A 21,254-nucleotide genomic window follows, 5' to 3' on the forward strand; every position below is an offset into this window, starting at 1 on the left:
GTTAATAGGTTGACTAACTAAGAAAAATCAAACTTTTGACTGGCGACAATCATTAAGCCTCAAGTTTAGAGTAGGAACATTGTGTATAGTGTCTACCACCATGAAAGTTCCTGCGCGTTTTTTGCTGCCAGTTTTTTTAATGACTTTGGCAGCAGCCTGTAACCAGACTCGCGCTAACTCAGATAATTCTACACCTCAAAAATCTGTACCCTCTACCCAACTAACACAGAATCCTACACAGCCAAAAAATATTGTCCGTACTGAAGCACTTTCACCTACACCCATCCGAATCAATCTGAAGAATTTACCAGCACCCTTTGCAACAGAAAGTGCTTCCAAGCGGCCTGAAGTTGTGCCCATTCCGCAAAATCCGGTGCTGCGCGTACCACAAGGCTTCACAGTAAACGTCTTTGCTGAAGGTTTAGATGCCCCACGCTGGCTAGCTTTAACCCCCAGCGGTGATGTCTTAGTGACTGAAACCGGGCAAAATCGCATTCGTCTGTTGCGTGACAGCAATGGGGATGGTGTAGCTGATGTTCGAGAAACCTTTGCCAGTGGGGAAAACGGACTCAATAGACCGTTTGGAATGGCTTTTACAGATAATTCCTTTTTTCTGGGAAACACAGATGCTGTGGTGCGTTTTCCCTATACTCAAGATCAAAACAAGATTACAGGTAAGGGGGAAAAAATTGCCGACTTGCCCGCTCAAGGTTATAACAATCATTGGACGCGCAATGTTGTTGTCGCACCCGATCGCAATAAATTATATATTTCAGTTGGATCGGGAACCAATGTAGACGAGGAACCCCTGCCACGGGCTTCGATACAGGTGATGAATTTAGATGGTTCCCAGCAGCAAACTTTCGCTTCCGGCTTGCGTAACCCTGTTGGTTTAGACTTTCATCCTGTAACTAAGGAACTTTATACCACTGTCAACGAACGGGATGGAATTGGTGATGATTTGGTGCCAGACTATCTGACACGCGTTAAACAGGGGGCATTTTACGGCTGGCCCTATGCTTATCTAACACCAAACAACCTCGATCCGCGGCAAAAGACTGATGACAAAAGTAAACGTCCTGATTTAGTAGCCCGTACTCAAACGCCGGATGTACTGTTTCAGGCGCACTCCGCAGCATTGGGTTTGCAGTTTTATGATGGTAAAACGTTTCCCAAAAAATACCAGAACGGTGCTTTTGCGGCTTTTCGTGGTTCTTGGAACCGCGATCGCGGCACTGGTTATAAAATTGTATTTGTTCCCTTCGATGCTAAGGGGCGATCGCTTGGCTACTACGAAGATTTTCTCACAGGATTTTTGCTAAATCCTTCTGTACCAACCACTTGGGGACGGCCTGTAGGTTTACTCGTATTGCCAGATGGCAGTTTACTACTAACAGAAGAAGCTAATAATCGAATTTATCGGATTCAGTATACGGGTGGTTAAGCAATTCACGCATTCAAACATTTAGAAATTTACGGATAGGATCTGTTGCCTAAAGTAAAGTTAGAGCAGTTGTCATCAATAAATACGTTGTGACTGCATCTCCCTACCCAGGTTTATCTCGTTTACGGTAAATTACTGATAAATACTAATACTTATCTGGTTGAGAAATGAATTATGACTCCCAATGAAAATAATACTCAGTCAAATATCAACGAATTGTCTCCACATTCAGGTACACGATATTGGGGTGAGGTAGAGGTAATCGAGGAGGGAAAAACCTATAGAATTAGTCGTGTGGAAATCAAGCCCAGGCACGGCATCAAACCACAAATTCATTATCACCGGAATGAACATTGGGTTGTAGTTTCCGGTGTGGCAAAGGTGACTTGTGGCGATTCTGAAATATTACTGAATCGAAACGAATCAACTTATGTCCCCGCAGCAACTCTACATAAGGTAGAAAATCCTGGGCATATTCCCCTAGTTATTCTAGAAATTCAAAATGGTGAATATTTGGGTGAGGATGATACTGAGCGCCCTTATGACTTAAATTTGGTCAAACCTGTAGCTGAAGGACAGTAAGGGCAGGGGAGCAGGGGAGCAGGGGAGCAGGGGAGCAGAGGGGCAGAGGAGCAAGGGAGGCAGGGGAAGCAGGGGAGAATAATAATTCCTGACAAATGACCAATGATCAATGACAAATGACCGATGCCCAAATCAAAACCACCCTTCTTGTTCCAAGGTTTCAATTAGCTGCAAGCCACGGGGATCGCCCACTCCTAATAGCGAAGCTTTGGCGTCTTCTCGGACTCCCAAATCTTGATCTTCAGCAAAGGCTTGAATTAGGGCATCGATCGCTGTGGCATAAACTACATTAGAAGGCAATTCGCGGCACAGTTGACCAATTGCCCAAGCACTGTTACTTCGCACTGCTGCTACGGGATCTTGCACTAAGGCTTCTATTAATGGTGGTATTGCCCCTATAACTGCTTCATAACCGACTTCTGCCATCTGTGCTAAGGCACTAGCAGCCCACAAACGCACTGCGGAAATGTCGGTTCTGAGGGCGTTTGCTAAAGGTGCTAAAGAACGGCGATCGCGACAGTTTCCTAAAGCCCAAACTACACCTTTACGTACATAGCCATTCCAATCACTGTTTAGTTGAACAATTAACGGACTCACTGCTTCTAAACTGGGATTGCGTCCGATGCCATAAGCTGCACTTACCCGCACTAAGGGACAGGTATCAGTTAACAGGCGAATCAGATGGGGGGTAGCACGGGCATCTTCTATATCACAAAAAGCACGTGCCGCTAACATTCTTTGCTGGGGCTGGGGATTTTCCAGCAAGGCTAGCATCACTTCTGGATCGGGCTTTGCCACAACTGATTCGGCAGTTAGCGGCTCTATTTTATCTAAGGGGCTTTCTAGCTCCTCCTCAAGATCGAGTAGGCTTAGATCGTCTTCGTCATACATAATTTGATTTCAATCCCGAACAGGGATTAACACATAATCCCCCACGCTAATAATGTTAAAGCTTTATATATATTAGTTGGGTTCTTATACATTTTCCTTTCTTCCTCGTTGAGTTTTATCCAAACGAGAACCTCCATAACTCAGACGCTACAGTATGTTATCGCTATTCTTGAGTTTATTTTTCTGCACTCAGGAATTTTACCATCCATAGGGATTGGGTTTGATAGCCTAACTGATTATAAAGATTCAATGCAGGTTTGTTTGATTGAAAGACTTGCAGGCCAATTTGGCGATCGCCTCTTTGAATAGCCCAATTTTCCACATATCGCATCAAGGCTGTACCAATACCCCGCCGCCGATGTTCTGGTACAACGTAGAGGATAAAGATGTGAGCATGACGGTTCCCATGTACTTGATCTATAACATTGCCTACCCAAAGGCAAGCGATAGGGGGATGGGGAGCACACGAGAGAGATTTTTTATTGCTCCCCTGCTCCCCTGCTCCCTCGCTCCCCTGCTCCCCCTCCTCTTCTACCCACCACAAGGGCGTATCGCTAGAAAAGTATTGCTTAACTGTTTGCTCTAGATGGGAAAAATCCTCATTGGGAAAGAGATCCTGGTAAGTTCGCTGCATGAATTTGAGCAGCAGCGATCGCTCCAAAAGTGAGCCACGGCGAATAATATATCCAGGTAATAGTTGCTCAGACACGCTGATGTTTATTGACTTAGCTAGCTAAGTTATGTGCTGCTGGAGGTAAATCAGTGGGAGTAGGTTGAGAAGTTACCTCTACCTCTTCAATTGGTGCAGGTGCCGCCATATCGGACGGTAAAAAGATTCGGGCGCTGACTGCCACTAGAGCAAAAACAAATACCAGTACTACAAGCAGTGGAGCGATGTATTGACGAAAAATAGCCATATTTTAATTGCAAGAAGCTAGGAACTTTTATGAGAACCTAGCTGAAGATTTGTGAAGTATTCTTGATTGATTTTAGCAATTTTCTGTGCATAGGAATTGGGAATTGGGAATAGGGCATTGGGGATTAATTATTCTTCTCTGCTCCCCTGCTCCCCTGCTCCCCTACTCCCTCTGGCGATCGCTCTCCAAGTCATCAAGCACTCTTTCGCAATACCAATTCTCCGGCATCCCAGGATAAGTTTCCTTTGCCTGTTCAATTAACCGTTCGGCTGCGGCAGTATCACCGGATAATTTAGCAATTAGCCTGTTTTTGAGATAGCTATCAGATAAACCCTCCTCTACCTGGGTTGGTATCCCTTGATTGATGGTTGATGGAGTTGATGGCCGGGATTGTTCTCTTCGCAATTGCCAAAACAAAACGTAATAAAGTGTACCAAAAATTAAAATTAGGCTGAGTGTTCCGAAAAAAGTTAGGAGGTTAAATGCTAGAAATCCCAGAACTAACTGCGAGAGAACATACCCCAGTAATAAACCAGTGAGTAAGAGGATGAATGTGCCGACAGCAATAACTACTTGATTCCCCATATATCCTCTTCTTCGTCCTCAAGTCCTGGTCTGGATACTGCCACTGGCTGAGGGTTCCAGGGGGCAAATACTGGCAATAGGAATAGTCCTGGTACAGCGGCGGCGATGGTAATTAAGAAAAATATAGACCAACCCGTGCTTTGGGCGATCACACCTCCAGGGGCCGCCAGAATATCACGACTGACAGCCATTAAGCTAGATAACAAAGCATATTGGGTTGCGGAAAACCGCTGGTTACAAAGACTCATCAAAAAGGCAACAAAGGCTGCTGTCCCCAATCCACCACAAAATTGTTCTACGTTGATGGCAAGTACCATAGCTTGGTAGTTTTGACCGATGTATGCTAGAAAAAAGTAAGCTAAATTACTTACTGCTTGTAGAATACCAAAAACCCAAAGCGATCTATTGATGCCAATAGTACTCAAAATTGAACCACCGGCTAAAGCGCCGACAATCGTCGCAATTAACCCCATCCCCACTTGAATTGCCCCAATGTCGGTTTTGGTAAAACCAGTTTGCAGCAAAAAAGGCGTGGTCATATTGCTCAACAAAGCATCACCTAGCTTGTATAGGGTAATGAATGCAAGCGTGAGAATAGCTTTAATAATACCTTGACGCTGAAAAAATTCCTGAAAGGGCAAGATGACAGCATCAGCAAGAGAACCTGGAGGGCTAATTTCCTTCGGTTCTGGTGCGAATAAGGTGGCAAGAATACCTATTACCATCGTCCCTGCCATAAACAAGTAAACCGATGACCAAGGCAGTTTGTCGGCAAGTATTAAGGCTAAAGCACCTGCGACTAACAGGGCAATTCGATAACCTAAGATAAAAACTGCTGCACCAGCCCCCATTTCTAATTTTTCTAAAACGTCGGTACGGTAGGCATCAGCAGCGATATCTTGAGTTGCACTGATAAAAGCAATGACTATGGCGTTGATGGCTAGTAGCTGTAATGCTTGTTTGGGTTGTTGAAAAGCCATAACTGCGATCGCTACAATCAAAGCAATCTGCGTCAAAATTAACCAACCCCGTCGTCGCCCCAAAACTGGTAGGGTGAACCTGTCCAAAAACGGTGCCCACAAAAATTTCAAGGAATAAGGCAAACTAGCGAGGCTAAACCAACCAATAGCGGCTAAATCTACCTTCTCATCGGTCATCCACGCCTTTAAGGTACTACCGATTAAATATAACGGTAAACCTGATGAAAAGCCTAAAAATAATAAAGCCGCCATCTTGCGACTACCGAAAACTTCCAGTGGCGATTTAATTTTCCTCATAGTTTCAACTTTTTGCCTCTTTTGAGGAAATATCAATAAAGTACGACGAGGAAATCGAAAAGTATATCATGTAACTAGTACCTATAAGGGTTTGAATGATCGCAGCGCCAGCAGTCTCTATTAATCCCGATCAGGAATTGAAACTTACCATAGCTGCTGTGTGATTTTCCGCAAACATGACAAACTACCAAGATTTACTTGGGTTAAATACAAATTCAGGATAACCTTATAGGGCCAGCGTTTTCTTAACTTTCTTGAATTGGATAAACCTGATGCCCCTTGATTTCTACTCTGTGTGCGGCGAGGCATTTTTCCCAACCTTCACGCGTACCAATGTCGCTTTTTTGGTTAAGCAACCCTAATTCCTGTTCTTGTTGGGTGAGTTTAGCAAATTCTTCGTAGCGTGGGTAGTTGTTGGTAACAAATGTTTCTTTACGGTGCAAAATCGGCGGATTTGCCCTAGTTTCGTAGTCTCGGTGAGTGACGAAGAGGGTTTTTAAATCAATACCTATACTGGCTTTTAACGCTGGGTGGGGATCATTGTCGAAGTCAGGGTAAAACAGATAGGATATTTGCGGCTTATCAGTGTGATATTTGATCAATGTGGCTCCATCTACACGCCCAATAGTACGGCTAGCGCAGCCTTCACAAATTCGCAGCAATGGATCAAGAGCTGCTAATGCCGAAACATGGACGTAAAGCGCACCGCGAGTATGTTTACCAATTTTGCTTTTTTCACAAGCAGTTTGAATCACCCCAGGTTTACCCAAGCTGAAAAGCTTTTGATCGGCTACTTGACAAGCTTCCTCATAGCTGCTGAAAAAGGCTTTGATATCGTGGCGCATTTCTGGGGCTAACTTTTGCCATGCAGGACGTTTATCAAAGTGGGTGAGAGCGAGATAAACTTGGATATCTAGAGAACGACGGTAAGCGATCGCATCCCATTCTGCTTCATCAGTAGCTTGCAAAACTACACCGAATGCACGGCGAAAGTTACCAAATTCGCTGAGTAATTCCTGTTCATTTTCCAATTCGCCTTTCACAGGTAATCTACCGCGCTTGGTAAAGAAAGCCATAAGTGATTGCAGCTGTTCTTGATAATCTTCAAACCGCTTGGTGGGTATACGGACTCGCGGTGTAGAAGTCGCAGAAAAAAAGCGGATAGCTTTGTAACTTTCTTTTTCAGCTTCATCTCGAAAAACAAAGTAAACGCCTAGTGCGATCGGTACTGCATCTACATTTAAAACTTCATCAATATAGGTTTTGAGTTCTTCTTGTTCGTAATATTTCTGAAAAGTATTGCGGCGCGTCACAATGCCATCATTGTAAGCAAGTTGGGTTTTGCTGGGAGCGTTAATTAGTATTTGAGCCGCGACAATTAAAACTTTCCCGGTGAGTTCCCAGGCTTGGATCAAGCTTTGACGGCGTTCTTCTGAGTCTTCAATGACGTTGAGGACGTAACCCAAATTGACCACATCGGCGGGGATGCGTGGGACATCGGGATAGTAGTAAGGGTCCCAGCCTGCGCTGGTGTAACCTAAGTTTTTGACTCGTTGGACATCACCACCATAGCCGCAACCGTAGTCAAAAAAAGTAGTATCTTGAGTTAGGATTGCCCATTCTATTGCCAATCGCACGGGGCGAGAGATGTCAGTGCGAGCGATCGCAGCTCTATGACGCTCAATTTCTAGCGCTTCAGGCATAATATTAGTTGTCAGTTAACAGCGAACAGTTAACAATCAACTAATATCCTTTCAATTTTTAACCGCCAGTTCAATTAAATCTTCAATTTTCTTGATATTTGGATCGCCAGCTAGGTAGCCAATACCGCGATGCAAATGTAAGCGGAATTGAGTAGCAAGGGTTTCTTTGTCGGTGGGATAACCGTCATTGTGACAGCGTTGCTTGAGGGCGAGGAGGAGTATATCAGACATTTCGCCACCAAAAACGCGCCAACTCATTTCGACGTTACTATCTTGGGGAATTGGAACGGGGGAGGGTGCGGTTGCTTCTGCGAGGGAACGGCAAAACGCCCAACGGCATAGGATATTCCATTGGTCGATTTTTGTGCTGCGCTTAAGTTTGGTAAGTTGGTCTTTGGCTGTTTGGGAGAGTTTTATTCTTTCGATTGGGGATTCCATTATCTTTCTAAAAATTGAGGTAGTTTTCATTCATAAACCGCTCACAGTTTTTCCAAACCATCCATTTCTGTAACACCAAATTCATTATTGATAGAGTTAATTTCTGTTTTTATATCTAAATCACTAGCCATTGCAACTAGTTGTTCATTCATATATTTAACATCAGTAAATTTATTTACTATTTGCTTTCTTTCTTGCACTTGTTGTGCGATCCATTCTAATAACCATTCTAATTCTTCTAATGACAGAACACGTAGGTAATTCTCTATCTTTGATACATGGGGCGAGTTCATAATTGCTTATCTACTTTCCAAAGGTCGTGATATATATTGTAAATATCTTTTTTAGACGATATCTACTACCAAAAATATTGATTTTCTACCACTGTTGTTTGGCGGGTGGAGGAGTCGTATTTAAGTAGATATTCACGAGCGATCGCTTCTTTCTCTCGCAGTGTTTCTACTTCTTTCTTTCCAATCTCGGTGTCGGTAGATAGCAGAATTACTTGATGACTAGCGGCGGGGAAGTATTTATCCACTAAGTTTTGGCGATGGGAGGAGTCAAGCCTACCTAATGGTGTATCTATAGCTACTGGTAAGCGGAGTCCAGAGACTTTGGCTAAACCCCAGAGGAATGCGATCGCAAGTAGTTGTTTTTCACCAGCCGAGAGGCGATGTTTAGGGACGGGTTGACCATTGAATTCATAAAGGGAAAGGCTAAATGTACTTATGTCAATAGTGATACGATGCACTAAATCAGATTTATGCAGAAGGAAACGGAAGTGTTTAGTTATTTCATCTTCAAGTTGACCTAGCTTTTTGATGGCTAATTGCTCACGAAAAAGCTTGAGTGTATCTTGAACTTTTGCAGAAGCGTATATGATATGTTCGTAATTTTTGCTATCTATGTTTTGTTTACTATATTCTTGTAAATCTTTTTTCTTGTTTTCAATTGCAGCCGCTAACTCTTCTATTCGGCGTTGACCTACATCGTATGTAGTTTGACTTTCAATCAGTAAAACTTGTGATGTTCTTACTGCATTAGCTAACTTTTCATACTCTTCTGGAGATGCTGCTGTGGCTAGTTGTTTTTCTATAGCTAGAATTTCTTCTTCTTGATTGCTGATATTAACTAATTGTTCTTGAGCTTGTTTTATTTGACTAGGCAGATCCTGCTGAAGGAGATTATCTAGCTGTTTGAGTATTTCAGTATCGTCTGTCAACCATAATTCTTTCTCAGAGCAAATTTCTTGTTGAAGATACTGATTTTCAGATGCCAAAAAAGATTTAATTTTGTCAATTTGTTCAGTTAGCAAATTTAACTGATTTATGCAATTCAAAAGACGTTTATCTCGCTCTATTAATACATTTAATGCACTTTTTGCTTGTGAGGTGCGATATTCTTTTTCTACTTGTGATTGAGCTTGGATTAATAGGGGTAAAATTAAACCCAGAGGTAAAATATCAGATGCCAATTCTATAATTTTTTGGCGTGCTTGTTCTAATGCAGCACTGGAATCATCGCTTTGTTGTTTTAACTGACTACTTTCTGCTGCAATTTTACCTCCTTCTGAGAGAAATTTTTCTTGCGCTAAGTAGTGCTGTTTACGGCTGTAATCTAAATTATTCTGTAAAACGGCTAGTTCTTGTTTAGCTAATGTATAATCTTTTCTCAGGTAATCAAGCTGTTTTTCAATTTGTTCTAACGTAACTAACTCTTTAGCGCCAGCTATATCTTTGCGTTGGCGATGAACTAGAATTTCTAAATCTATTGATAATCTTTCTGCCAATTCTAAACCTAAGAGTGATTGAATTGCATTTATTACAACAGGTGGAGTTATTTCATTTTCTGCTAATTCTTTTACCTGTTCACCATCAAACAAAAATAAGTTAGAAATTCCTAAAGGAATAAGATTTTCTATATACTCATCCCAGATTTTAACTAAGGAAACATCTGGCCAATCATCTACCAAAATACCTAAATTGTCTTTACCATTACGCTGATTCTTTGTCCATGTGCGTATAACTCTGAACACTTGAGTTTCATTATCAATTATATGCTCAAAAGCAAGTTCTATTGTTGTAATTTCTTGTGGCTTAGTATGATGATTAATAGACTGATTGAGAAATTCACTATAGCTTAAATTACCACGGGTAGAACATTGCGCTCTGTGTCCATAAAGAGCAAGACGAATAGCATCTAAAAGGGTAGTTTTACCACCTCCATTCATACCACCCAATAGAATAATAGGGCAATCATTAAGATCATTTTTAGGAACTAAGTTAATGACTTGCCTCCCAAGGTATGGGCCAAAATTTTGTAGAACTAGTTCGATAAATATCACAGTGCGGAACCAAACAATTTAACTAATTATAAATAGGAACTTTTCTTAATAGCTCCTATTCATCAGAGTCGATATTATTATCAACTGACAACTTTAAGCTAGCCCAAGTAAGTTGTTTAGAATTAGAAAGCTCATTTTTTGCTACAGTTTTTTTTGAATTATTTTTGTAGTTGGGGTTGCTAATTACTTCTTTAACAGTAGCAACGTCACCTTCTTGGGCAGCCTTTTTCAAGTCCCGTTTGTAGTGGGCATTATCCATCGCCTCTTTTTCCGAACGGGAACTACTTTCAAAGCATTTCTTTAAAGCATCATAAATGCCCTTGCGACGGGCCATTGTGTAAAACTGACGTTCTGTACCTAATAACTTCGCCATCAGTTCTAGGTGCATTGGATCGCCATTACATACTTTTTCAAGTACCTCCCATTCATCGCTTCCTAGCAAACTATTGACAGTACCATAATAAGTATCGTCATAGTCAAAGCTTTCTCCTGTAACTTCCTTATAAATTCGGGGTAGGCTGTCATCAAATTCGTGCTTTTCTTCTAGCCAAATCCTACGAATTTCGTTAAGTTCTAGAGAGTTTATAAGGGTAATCTCGTCTACTTGTTTTGGACTTTTTTTACGGATTTCAGTTTGTGCTGAAAGAACACGTTTAAGCCAATGTTCTCGCCATTCTTTAGTATATGGGCCAGGAATATTGTCAACTTCAATTTTACCATCTACGTTACGTTCAAAAAGTTGAACCTCACCCCAGATCCGACGGAAATCTCTTCTATCACGATCATCTTCAACATCTAATTCATTGCGAATATCTAACAGAGGCTGCATCCATTCTTTTTCTTCGTCATTTTGGATCATTGCCTCCATCGACTTATCTTTACTAACCATTGTACAAACCCAACATCCGAAGCGCGAATCTCCACAGCTAGGTGTAGATGTATCAACAACTAGGGGGCATTCATTATCTGCTGTCGCACCTCGGTACATATTGAATAATTCTTTATTGCTTTGTCCCCAAGGATTTTCCCATTGATTTAGATATATCCATACATCATTGTTGCTCCAGTCTTCGATGGGAGTGTAAATCAGAGAGTTGGGTAAACTGGCATTGGGGCTGAGACGATCGCGTACTCTACCTACTTGATGCTTTTCCATAGTGGTGGCACGTTTTGTACTCTCTGCTTTGCGAGTACCTAAAACAAGAATTGTTTCACCATTGGCTCGCACCATCTTACGAATGAATTCGTTAGCAGGGTTAATTTTTAAACGCGAAGTACACCAACGAAATTGATTGCGTGGGGCTGGATAGCCTTTACCTATAAGGTTTACCCAGAAAGTGTCTTTAACTTCTGGTTTTAGCAGATTAGGTTCTATTGGTATATCTTTTTCTTTGGCAGCAACCTTCAGCTGTTCTAAAGATTTGCGAACCCAAGCAGAGACTATTGGATTTTCTACCTGAGTATCTGTTGTAATTACATGGATTATTTTGGTTCGTTTTTCTGCTGGAAGCCCAGCAATAGCATTCCAAATTATTTGTAATACTGTACTTGAATCTTTTCCCCAAGATACCCCTATAATCCAAGGTATTGCATCAAGACAGTATAAATCTTGTATTTCTTTAGTTATTTTTTCTATATCTTCTACTAAGTCTTGAACAGTGCGTGGTGGGAAGATAGACAACTGCTTTTCTGTCATATTTAAAACTCCTGTAATATTTCTTAAATTAATCTTTAGTTATTCTATTTGCTAATATATCTTTTTTTGCTGATAATTGCTGGCTTTTATAATCCATTCCAGGTATTGAAAAAGACCTAATAATTTCTCTAATTTTGTGACTGGCATTACCTGACAAGATAAGAAAAGGCTGTTTATTTTTATTATTAAGTATACTATTAAATAGTCCAAATCTAGAGTGAAGCAACTCAGATAAAAATCTGACTTCTTCTGGTAAAAATGCCATAGTATATAGGTATGAGCGAGGAAAGCGTGGACTGGAATGCCCGTCATCACAAAACCAAACTGCAAGTGCAAATTCCGTGAGATATTTGTCTATTAAGCTTTGTGGTACAATCTTCCTGTTTTCTGTGTACCATTGGCCATGCCACTCAGTTAGTAAAGGATGTACAGTTGTTCTCATCCACCATCCATGATACCTTTTGCCAGTTTTAGTGTGTGGAGATGACATTTTTTCTTTCCACGAACAAGGAAAGTATTGCTCAAGTAAATCATGTTTCCACTTAAGATACAGTTCATTGTTACCTCCTTCTGCATATCGAGCATTGATTTTGTGTGGTTGCTTTTCAATACTCCCATCGCCTAAGAGCGTTCCTGTCAAAAATTCAAATAGATAATTATCAGCTTGCTTGCCTGCATAATTTAAATAACGAGATTGAACTATTGAACCTCTACCTCGCACTTTTTTCATTTTGTCAGTCATCAAAGGCGCAAAAGGATACTCCTGTTTATATTGGGCTAAAGTTAGTCCATGCTTTCTTAAATGTGTGTGTTGAATAATTTCAAAATGTTCTCCGCAGACACTACAAGGAATCATTTCTAGATCATTTTGTTCATTGCCCGCTCTTTGTGCTGCTCTTCTGCTAATGTCAAGTTCAGAAGCATGTTGCTTCCTATATGCTTTCATGCAGCCAGAACGGCGGCAAGTTTTGTGTTCTTTTCTGTAATGAGGATGAAGTATAATCACCTCACCACAAATTACACATTCAGGTTTATTATTTATCTTTAGATTTCTCGTCATCTGTTTTATCTTGGCGCATACGAGCAGTTTCTAAACGCTCTTCTTCAACTGTGAGAGGTAATTCAAGACGTTTTTTAATGTATGCAGTCATAAAACTAACGCAAGTTCGAGCTTTGGAAATACGTCCACTGTGCATAATGCGCCCTTCCCAATCAGGGTTGGAGCGTAGCCAGTCAATAGTTTGTAGTCCTTGAAGATGCTCTTGCCAATTGTCTGGATAAATTGAAATCAGTGTGGCTCCTGCTCCGCCTAATCCTGCTAATGCGATCGCATGGCTGTGGACATAATCTTGGCGCATTTCGCCTGCACTAACTTTGCGCCCTAAAACCTGCTCCCAATCGGGAATATAGGTACTAACAGCCTCCCAGTAACGTATTGCTAGTTCAATTTGTTGCTCTAGTTCAGCATTTTTATAGTTAACCAGAAGAGCAAGTGTAGCATTATAAATGCTGCTGAGAGTGAATAACTTACCAGAACGGGTAGGTAAAGTACTGCGCTCAGTATGTGTAAGTGTGCGAAAAACTTTTACTTGCTTGACTACAGATCGAGCTAGTATAGCTTTTTTATCACGGTGATCGTAAAGGATATTTAAGGATGGATCGGGATGTGCTGCATAGCGATTTAAGTCAGTAAACATCTGCTGAGAGCGCTCTAAGCCGATATCCAGGAAGAAGACAACTGCTATTGTCTCATACCCCAGTTCAGGATTCTCTTTGAGAGCTAGTTCAAAAGCAGCCCTTCGATGCTGTCCATCATTAATGATAAACGGAGCATCCATTGGAACTCTTAATCGCCCAATTTTTTGCGATTCCGCCTCTAAACCAATAGATTCAAAAGTAATCTTGGCGTTGATTGATGCCGTGATAGCTGAAAAAATATAACCCGTGGGATTGTGCAAAATGTATTTGGCAATTTCCGGTACACGGGATTTGTTCAGTGTTCGTTGCGCTCTCATTTCTGGCGGAATCTCTTCATCATCAAAAGAGAAGAGCTTGGGGATGAGCCGCAAGGGACACATTGATACGTAATATTCCCGTCCTGCTTGTATTCCTCTAATTGCAGGGAATACGTACTCAAATGGAATGCTATATAGAGTGAGCTTATTTACGGAAAGAAAAATCATGAATATTAATCTGACTGAAGAGGATCTATCGCAAATGCCTTCTGCGCTCCGCACACAGCTACTGCATTGGCAAATGACTAAAATGTCTAGCATCAGACAAACATCTTTTCAAAGGTATTCCAGCAAACCTAAAGAATCCGCAAAACAGTTATCACTAGTACTGAAACCTGAGTATCAAGCTCATGAATCGGAAGGAAATAACACTCGCATTACTCTCACTCAGTTATACGATGCTGGGATCACCAAGCAGGGTATGCCTATCAGAGTCAGGCTCAAACGCGATTGCGCTAAAGAGTTGTGTCGGAGCTATATAAATAGCATGGAAATTTCAGGTAGAGGCACGATTATTTTTCAGGGGCAAGAATTCGATCTACCTAGCCCATTAGCGACAGAGGTTAATGGTAGTTCCGTTGGGGGATGGGAATACATAGAAATAAAAAAAGACGCTCAATGGGTGCGCTTAGAGGAGTTGCGTCAAATATTCAAGCAAACCAGTGCTAGCTGACTACAAGAATTGGGGCGCATTCTGACTACCCCTGTTTTGTCACTCTCGGAAAACAATAATCGAACCTAAATTCTGAGACTCGGAATAAATCAAGCTTTGAGGCTTTATTTTCTAACAGTAACTAAAATTTCTAGTTAAAAAGCGGAAATTAAAGCTCCAAAAGGGTTCCAATAATTGGGTTTTCCCACTCTGACAAAAGAGGGATAAACTTCTTGAACTATGGGAAATTTTTCTGCTGCAAATATTTCTGTCTCTTTTTTCGCAAGGAACTTCTATATGACAAACTTTGATATCAACACCATCAATACCACTACACCTCAACCTGTTCCAGAGGAGGAACTATTTAAACATATTGTCAAGCCTTACATGTATGAACACTACGATGACTCTAAGTGGTATCCTGCACTAGAGTTCAAGCAGGGAGGGCGAACTATGTTGCAAATCAATGTTCCTGCTAGTCTTTTGCCCACACTCCTGAAAGCTAAACCTTCGGATGCAGCAAATAACGATCCACACTCAGGTAAGAATCGCCCAGTTATTAAAGGACATGCTGAAGAAATCAAACAGTACGTCATTGATCGTGCTACGGCTGGTAAAAAGTGGATTTTGGGGACATTAACTGCAAATTTGGCAGACGATCCTCAAAACCCTACCATTATTCAGATCAAACGCTTGGGCTTGGGTGTGTGCTATGTCAGGATTCCATTATCAGTTTTTCTAGACATCACCGATGGACAACATCGTACTCGCGCCATCCAAGAATTAATAATGAGTATAGGCAATGACCGAGACTTAATTAGTAAAGACTCTTTTCCAATTACCCTAGTTTTAGAAGGTGATTTTCGTCAGTGCCAAACAGATTTTCGGGATATGGCTCAAAGCGCTCCTTTACCTAAATCTTTGTTAGTCTCATTTGGTGCTTTGGGGCGTGACGGAATTACTCAAAAATTAGTTGAACAAGTACCTATGTTTCGAGGTAAAACGCAGTTGGTTAAGGCATCTCCTGGTTCTGGTACTAAATTCATTTATACTAGCAACTACATAGCTAAGACTGTAAGCTGTGCTTTTGCAAACAATCCAAATGATGAGCTTTTAAATCGTGATTCTGATGCGTTAGCCGAGGTATTAATTGAGTGTTTGAATCAGTTTTTCTCAAAATGCTCTGATACTAAGTATATTTTTGATCGTCCTGTTGAAAAATTGACAGTTGAGGAAATTACTGCATTTAAGGAAGACTGCTTACTGGGTGTGAGTGTTGGGCTGGAAATTTTAGGTAGATTACTCTACTTTACTTATGACGATGAGAACAATTGTTTTGATGAGGTAATGCTTTTAAAACTGGCTAAACTAGATTGGTCAAGAGAAAATCAGCTATGGGAGAATAATGTAGTTAGAAAAGATCCAAATCCCAAAGATCCAGCAAAACCCTACAAAATCACTGCTAGTGGAAGTGCCGTAAAAACGGCTGTTCATGTAGCAAAAATTCAACTTGGTTGGTAAAAACTATAAAATTTGAGATGAAGGGAGTGCAAGTTTTACTATTGGATAGCTCATCTAGTTTTAAGCGTTTACTCTCTTCATGTACTCATATTTAGACATACCTGAAATGGAAAAATAAAAAAACATTTTAGGCGTGATAATTTAAGCTAAAAATTTGCTTAAATCAAATTCTTCTTCATCTTGTTCCTCCTTAAATCTTTCCGAGCTAAGAACCAATAGAAGTCTCTCTGAATAGTCTACCGCTCCATGCAGTTTATTTTGCAAAATTTCTAGTCCACCATTAGCATACTCTTCAAAAATATGGATGCGCTGCTCGTCAGCTAAATCATCATCACTTATAATTCTGATGTCTTTAGTTTCAGTGATTGATAACAAATTAATTAACAGAATAAAGCTACTAGCAAAATAATCTTGTCGTAATGGAGATAAATCTTTAGCGATTCCTTCTAAAGGAACTCGTTTTTTTTGCTTTGCTCCCAAAGCTGCTGCAAACACCATAACTTCTACATAAGTTTGAAAAGGCCCAGTTGTGTCTTTTGAGGATACTAGGGATTTCACCAACTCAGCTTTATCTTTAGCAATCTTGATTCTGTTTGCAGGCATTGTTTTAATATTTACCGTGTTGCCATCTTAACCGAAAGTCAAAAGCGATCGCACATTTTACCGCATTATTTTATACTAGTATGTGGGCGATCGCTAAACAAACAAATTATCCACTAACATAGTCCATCCTGGTACTGCGGGTTCAGCTTCAGCTACCTCATCATCACCCCTCCGTTCTCACCGTCAAAACCTGCGGCGGCGTAGAATCTGGAGGGTACAAAAAGTCCACCTGTACTTCTCGCTTCCCACCCGCTAACATTTTCAGCGTCACCAACGGTTCACCCCTTTGTCCTCGACGCTGTACCAAATGCACATAGCGCGTCTTTTCCACACCACTATCATCGATATAACGCACCCGCACTGTTCCCCGAAAGAATATTTGTTCTACACCTGGCTTTAAAAACAAAAGTCTATCTGTTCCCCCTTCATCCTTTACAGGAGTCTGGATTGATACAGTTACCGTCTGAGTTTGGTTAGTAATATTTCTGAGGGGTAAAGTCAGATTGTATTCAACACCATAGTTACTGTGAGCAAAGTACGCCGTATCAGGATAGCGTTTTAGCATTGCTGCGCTTTGAATTTGTCTAGTACTGAGAGTAATTAAATGTACAGTTCCCAAAGGATAAGAAAACGCCTTTCCTGGTTGGGGTATCGTTAACTCAGACACATTAGGATTATCCGTAAGCTGTGTTTGCCATTGCGTTCCTTGGGAGACACCAGCGACGCGACTAAATACTGTTGGTTCTCTGGGAGGGTCGAGAGGTGTGGGAATGGGGTCACGTTTTCCTGCTAAACTGCCAGTATCCAGCAGCTTTTGCCACTCGGCTAAGGTGGGAGAGCGATCACTATTCTTTGCTAAATTCGCCAGATAAACTGGGCTACTACTTGCCAAGCGCATCATTGTAGTGCGACCGTTAGAAGCAGGAGCCTGTACGGGAATGGGTAAATTCGCTAATATTTGAGTTCCTTTTGGTTCTATCACCAGCTTTTCAGGGAAAATCCCTTGCCTAACTTCCCGCAACACATCATTCATTGTGCGATCGCCTGGCCCAGAGTAAACTGTACCTTGAGGATTTTCTACCATATCAGGTAAAGCGATAAATGGTGCTTCTCTGGTAAGATAACTAGCTGCTTGTAAAACTTGCAGTGTCACAGGTTCATTCCCTGGATTATGTACGAGTATTCCTTGGTAAACAGTACGGCTTTGGGCTGATGTTTCCGCCCTGACAATATGATGAGCAAATATATCAAATCTGCCTTGAAAGGGATAATTTAAATGCGCTTCTTGTACTTGCTTCCCATCTGGAGGAAAAGTTGAGAGTAAAATTCCTTCAGTTGTGACGAGTTCGGGACTATTACTGTTAAAGGTGGGAATTATATCGAGTTTTCCTGGTAAAGGGCGGACTTCTTGCGGATGTACTTCGATTCCGGCAATATATTGTGGGGGAACCGTGTAGATATTTAACGCCCGACATATCAAAGCTGCAACTTCGCCTCTAGTAGCGCTTTGCAATGGTTTTAGCTGTTTAACATTGGGATAATTGACAACAATACTATTAATAGTCGCAGATGCAATGGAACTCTGGGCATAGTTAGGAATTTGTCCCGCGTCGTTAAAATACTGTTGTAATATCTGCGTTGGGTTGGATAAAGGGCTGTAATTTTTACCACCAGCTACAACACCAATGATTTGGGCACGAGGAATTGGCTGGTTGGGTTGGAAAATTCCACCGGGATAACCAGAAAAAAATCCTTTTTGGTAAGCGGTAGAAATTGCTTTATTCGCCCAATAATTACTGGGTACATCTTTAAATGACGTAGCAGTGCGTTTCACTGGTGAATCAGGAAAAGCATTTAGCATCAACACTGCTGCTTCCGCGCGTGTCACTGTTGCTTCTGGGCGAAAACTACCATCAGGGTAGCCTGTAATAAGTTTACGCTCTCCTAGTTGCTGGACACAATTTTTTGCCCAATAGCTTTGGGTATCAGAAAAGGCTAGGGCGTTGGGGGTTGATAGAGTTAAGAGGGAGACAACGACTAGTGTAGTTTTTCGGAGGAGCATTAGTAAGCTTTAGTATAAACTAAAGCCATTAAAGCATTTCGCGGGGGCTTGAGAAGTTAAAAAGACGGTTTTAATCGCCCTTGTTCTAAGTTGACACACTGTAATTACTTATCCCGTTCAACTTCCATAATTTCCGTATACTCAAACTCATTGGGACTTTGTTTCACCAAAGGATATTTTTCCCCACCCAATTCAATATAATCCTGCTCACAATCAGGCTTGGAAGAATAATACGTAAGCACATATTCTCTCCCAATTCTTTCTGTCATTTCTGCTTCAACTTCACCCCGCCACTGAGTCTTAGTAACTAAAACTATCAACTGATTCGCTAATTGGGGAATTGTTTTCGCAATGTGTCGCCGCGAATTCTCATCCAAACTACCAAAGGGTGAATCCATCACTATTGGGAAAGTACTACTATCGGGAATCATCATCATTTTACGCTTCTCACTCCATTCCCGTACTTTGTCAATAATGCTGGCAATAAAGGATAAACTGAGAATTTGATTCTCCCCGGTGGATGCTGCAACTGGTGCTTCTATGCCTGTAGTATTTTCTACTAATGTCAGTTCATATTTTTCGCTAATTTTAGGAATGTAGGGAGTAACAGAAATTTCCATAAATATTTCTTGCACTCGCTTTTCCAGTTGCAGGCGAAATTGTTGCTCTTGACGATTTCTAACTTCCGTTAACCGTTCGATTGCATCTTGAGTGGCGTTAATTCGTCGTTGTGCTAGAGTTTGCTTGTCTTCATTCAGCTTTTGCTTTGCAATTTGTTTATTTAAACCTTCAATCTCAGTTGTGAGTTGAGCAATTTGCTGCTGATTTGCACCTTGTTCTCGATTTAATTCATCAATTTTACTTTCAATTTCATCTAAGCGTTTTTGTAAACTGCTAATTTCTTCATTAGCATCTTTTCGCAACCGTTCTTGAATATTATCTAAATCGCCTTCAATTTGAGATATGCTTTGCCTTAACTGATTAATTCTACTTTGTTCTCTATCAACTTCTTCCCAAAATCCTACCGCTTGCTTATCAATTTCATCTACTTGAGCTATCATCCTAATTGCAGTTTCTTCCACCACCGACGAACCGGCTTTATTTAACCAAGTACTTACATGAGTATGAGAATGATTACCCTCGTGTAACTCTGCACCACAAATACAGCGTTGAGAATTGAGTAAATCATTCACAAATTCTCGTGAAATTCCTGATGTTAATTCGCCGCGCTGCTTCAAATCATTGATAATACCTCGAAACTGCGCTGTAGTTTCCGACAATAAAACTGTATAACCTCGTGCGGAAATAACTTTTTTTAGCGCTTCCTTAGTTTTTTTATATTCTTCTTGATTCGCCGTCTTCTGCGATTCTAGATATTGCCATCTTTCTTGCAGTTCTTTAGCAGCACTCAGTTCTCGCAAACGGTTACTTGTCTCTTTTTTAAAAGTTTGCTGATATTCTAACTCTTCTTTAATTTCAGTTTGCCGCTTGGTAATGCGCTCACGTTCGCGTTCTATCTTTTCTTGCTGTCGTAATAGTTGCTTAGTTTCAGAATCACCAATAGCTTTTAACTCATTTTCTAGAGTTTTTTTAGCATCTCCCAAATGTCTGATGGAACGGTTGATTACTTCCACACCCAAGAAGATTTTTGTAGCTTCAGCAATTTCAGCTTTTTTGTCAGAACGGACTATTTCTTCAATTCGTTCGCCGTCGAAGAAAAAATATTGATGTAGAGTAGCGGGTAAAATTTGATTAATTATATCGTCTGGTTGCTGAGTTGGTATATTCCATTTGCCATCATCCGCACCAACCCACATGGTTAGTTGAGTTTTGCTAGCGTCAAAATCACCTTCGTTTTTATAACCCCGACAGGCGCGTTTCACTCGATAGCGTTTACTTTCATGTTCCCAGCCAATTTCTACCCAACATTCTACAACTTGACCTTTTTGAGCTTCTGCGATCGCACGCTTATTTACTAACTGTTCTATCGATGCAAATGCTGCACTAAATTTTTCATATAATACCCACGTAAAGGCATTTAGTAAACTGGTTTTTCCAGAGCCATTATTGCCATGAATAATCGTTGTGTTTTGAACATCCCCTCCAGCCAGAATCATCTCTGGTGTCGTACCATAAAAGGAGCGAAAGTTGCATAGCTTGATTGAAGTCAGCTTCATCGCACCTCTTCCTTAATAATGTCCAAAATATTATCATTTATATGGCTGTTAATCTTCTTATCTAGCCTGCCTTTTTCCAGCTTCCATACCCGCTCAATAATTCGCCGTACCTCCGGCGGAGCGCTGTTTATTGGCTCTTGCACATCATCGATATTCGCACCTTGTGACATCTTCGGTTTGGAAATATAGTTTTTCTATATTTTAACTTTCTCTAGTACTGCATTTACCTCCGTAAAGCCACTGTTAGCGCTATCTTTAATTTTGTAAAAACTATTTTTTTAAATTTACACTTTTCTTTGAAAAAAGACTTTATTATTGAATTGCCTTCTGTTATTATTAATATTAAC

20 protein-coding genes are annotated in these 21,254 nt (G+C 40.9%); 4 read left to right on the forward strand and 16 right to left on the reverse strand.

Going from position 1 to position 21,254, the window contains the following annotated elements; translation table 11 throughout:
- Window positions 1-100 precede the first annotated feature (100 nt).
- Both RMY27_RS17415 and RMY27_RS17420 read left to right on the forward strand, forming a co-directional pair.
- Entirely contained in the window at window positions 101-1,444 is a 1,344-nt protein-coding gene (locus RMY27_RS17415; RefSeq protein WP_322665280.1) for a sorbosone dehydrogenase family protein, read from the forward strand.
- A gap of 174 nt (window positions 1,445-1,618) precedes the next feature.
- Window positions 1,619-2,026, forward strand: coding sequence for a phosphomannose isomerase type II C-terminal cupin domain (locus RMY27_RS17420; protein ID WP_322665282.1), 408 nt, complete (start codon window positions 1,619-1,621; stop codon window positions 2,024-2,026).
- A gap of 132 nt (window positions 2,027-2,158) precedes the next feature.
- Here the strand turns inward: RMY27_RS17420 and RMY27_RS17425 are convergent, their stop codons facing one another.
- From RMY27_RS17425 to dndB, 12 genes are all read right to left on the reverse strand, one after another.
- Window positions 2,159-2,917 carry a HEAT repeat domain-containing protein gene (locus tag RMY27_RS17425; protein WP_322665284.1) on the reverse strand — a complete coding sequence of 253 codons (759 nt, stop codon included), beginning with the start codon at window positions 2,915-2,917 and terminating at the stop codon, window positions 2,159-2,161.
- Window positions 2,918-3,092: 175 nt separating this feature from the next.
- The gene (locus RMY27_RS17430; RefSeq protein ID WP_322665286.1) at window positions 3,093-3,626 is read right to left on the reverse strand and encodes a GNAT family N-acetyltransferase; all 534 of its coding nucleotides are present in this window, start codon (window positions 3,624-3,626) and stop codon (window positions 3,093-3,095) included.
- A gap of 16 nt (window positions 3,627-3,642) precedes the next feature.
- Window positions 3,643-3,834, reverse strand: a complete 192-nt coding sequence (locus RMY27_RS17435; protein ID WP_181928466.1) for a hypothetical protein — start codon at window positions 3,832-3,834, stop codon at window positions 3,643-3,645.
- A 162-nt stretch (window positions 3,835-3,996) separates the two neighbouring features.
- Window positions 3,997-4,419 carry an ABC transporter permease gene (locus RMY27_RS17440; RefSeq protein ID WP_322665288.1) on the reverse strand — a complete coding sequence of 141 codons (423 nt, stop codon included), beginning with the start codon at window positions 4,417-4,419 and terminating at the stop codon, window positions 3,997-3,999.
- A complete protein-coding gene (locus RMY27_RS17445; protein ID WP_322665290.1) occupies window positions 4,404-5,696 on the reverse strand; it encodes an AmpG family muropeptide MFS transporter in 1,293 nt (430 codons plus the stop codon). Before RMY27_RS17445 ends, RMY27_RS17440 begins: the two co-directional genes overlap by 16 nt.
- A gap of 245 nt (window positions 5,697-5,941) precedes the next feature.
- Window positions 5,942-7,399, reverse strand: coding sequence for a DNA phosphorothioation-associated putative methyltransferase (locus tag RMY27_RS17450; protein WP_322665292.1), 1,458 nt, complete (start codon window positions 7,397-7,399; stop codon window positions 5,942-5,944).
- 51 nt (window positions 7,400-7,450) lie between these two features.
- Window positions 7,451-7,837, reverse strand: a complete 387-nt coding sequence (dndE, locus tag RMY27_RS17455; RefSeq protein WP_322665294.1) for a DNA sulfur modification protein DndE — start codon at window positions 7,835-7,837, stop codon at window positions 7,451-7,453.
- 41 nt (window positions 7,838-7,878) lie between these two features.
- A complete protein-coding gene (locus tag RMY27_RS17460) occupies window positions 7,879-8,130 on the reverse strand; it encodes a hypothetical protein (RefSeq protein WP_322665296.1) in 252 nt (83 codons plus the stop codon).
- Between the two features lie 65 nt (window positions 8,131-8,195).
- The gene (gene dndD, locus RMY27_RS17465) at window positions 8,196-10,181 is read right to left on the reverse strand and encodes a DNA sulfur modification protein DndD (RefSeq protein ID WP_322665298.1); all 1,986 of its coding nucleotides are present in this window, start codon (window positions 10,179-10,181) and stop codon (window positions 8,196-8,198) included.
- 55 nt (window positions 10,182-10,236) lie between these two features.
- The gene (gene dndC / locus RMY27_RS17470; RefSeq protein ID WP_322665300.1) at window positions 10,237-11,877 is read right to left on the reverse strand and encodes a DNA phosphorothioation system sulfurtransferase DndC; all 1,641 of its coding nucleotides are present in this window, start codon (window positions 11,875-11,877) and stop codon (window positions 10,237-10,239) included.
- A 28-nt stretch (window positions 11,878-11,905) separates the two neighbouring features.
- Window positions 11,906-12,937, reverse strand: a complete 1,032-nt coding sequence (locus RMY27_RS17475; RefSeq protein ID WP_322665302.1) for a hypothetical protein — start codon at window positions 12,935-12,937, stop codon at window positions 11,906-11,908.
- Window positions 12,912-14,060: a DNA sulfur modification protein DndB gene (dndB, locus tag RMY27_RS17480; RefSeq protein ID WP_322665304.1), complete on the reverse strand. Its 1,149-nt coding sequence runs from the start codon at window positions 14,058-14,060 to the stop codon at window positions 12,912-12,914. The genes RMY27_RS17475 and dndB overlap by 26 nt, the downstream gene beginning before the upstream one ends.
- Here dndB and RMY27_RS17485 point away from each other — a divergent pair.
- Window positions 14,059-14,565 (forward strand): hypothetical protein, encoded by a 507-nt coding sequence (locus tag RMY27_RS17485; RefSeq protein WP_322665306.1) that lies wholly within the window; start codon window positions 14,059-14,061, stop codon window positions 14,563-14,565. The genes dndB and RMY27_RS17485 overlap by 2 nt on opposite strands.
- A gap of 276 nt (window positions 14,566-14,841) precedes the next feature.
- Window positions 14,842-16,065 carry a DNA sulfur modification protein DndB gene (locus tag RMY27_RS17490; protein ID WP_322665308.1) on the forward strand — a complete coding sequence of 408 codons (1,224 nt, stop codon included), beginning with the start codon at window positions 14,842-14,844 and terminating at the stop codon, window positions 16,063-16,065.
- 141 nt (window positions 16,066-16,206) lie between these two features.
- Here the strand turns inward: RMY27_RS17490 and RMY27_RS17495 are convergent, their stop codons facing one another.
- From RMY27_RS17495 to RMY27_RS17510, 4 genes are all read right to left on the reverse strand, one after another.
- A complete protein-coding gene (locus RMY27_RS17495; protein ID WP_322665310.1) occupies window positions 16,207-16,668 on the reverse strand; it encodes a DNA phosphorothioation-associated protein 4 in 462 nt (153 codons plus the stop codon).
- A 163-nt stretch (window positions 16,669-16,831) separates the two neighbouring features.
- Window positions 16,832-18,730, reverse strand: a complete 1,899-nt coding sequence (locus RMY27_RS17500; RefSeq protein WP_322665311.1) for a DUF3370 family protein — start codon at window positions 18,728-18,730, stop codon at window positions 16,832-16,834.
- A gap of 104 nt (window positions 18,731-18,834) precedes the next feature.
- A complete protein-coding gene (locus RMY27_RS17505) occupies window positions 18,835-20,907 on the reverse strand; it encodes an AAA family ATPase (protein ID WP_322665313.1) in 2,073 nt (690 codons plus the stop codon).
- Complete coding sequence (locus tag RMY27_RS17510) at window positions 20,904-21,077, reverse strand: hypothetical protein (protein WP_229556048.1); 174 nt, start codon at window positions 21,075-21,077, stop codon at window positions 20,904-20,906. The genes RMY27_RS17505 and RMY27_RS17510 overlap by 4 nt, the downstream gene beginning before the upstream one ends.
- Between the last annotated feature and the right edge of the window lie 177 nt (window positions 21,078-21,254).

This window comes from Nostoc sp. DedQUE09 (assembly GCF_034530915.1).
Taxonomy (GTDB): domain Bacteria; phylum Cyanobacteriota; class Cyanobacteriia; order Cyanobacteriales; family Nostocaceae; genus Nostoc.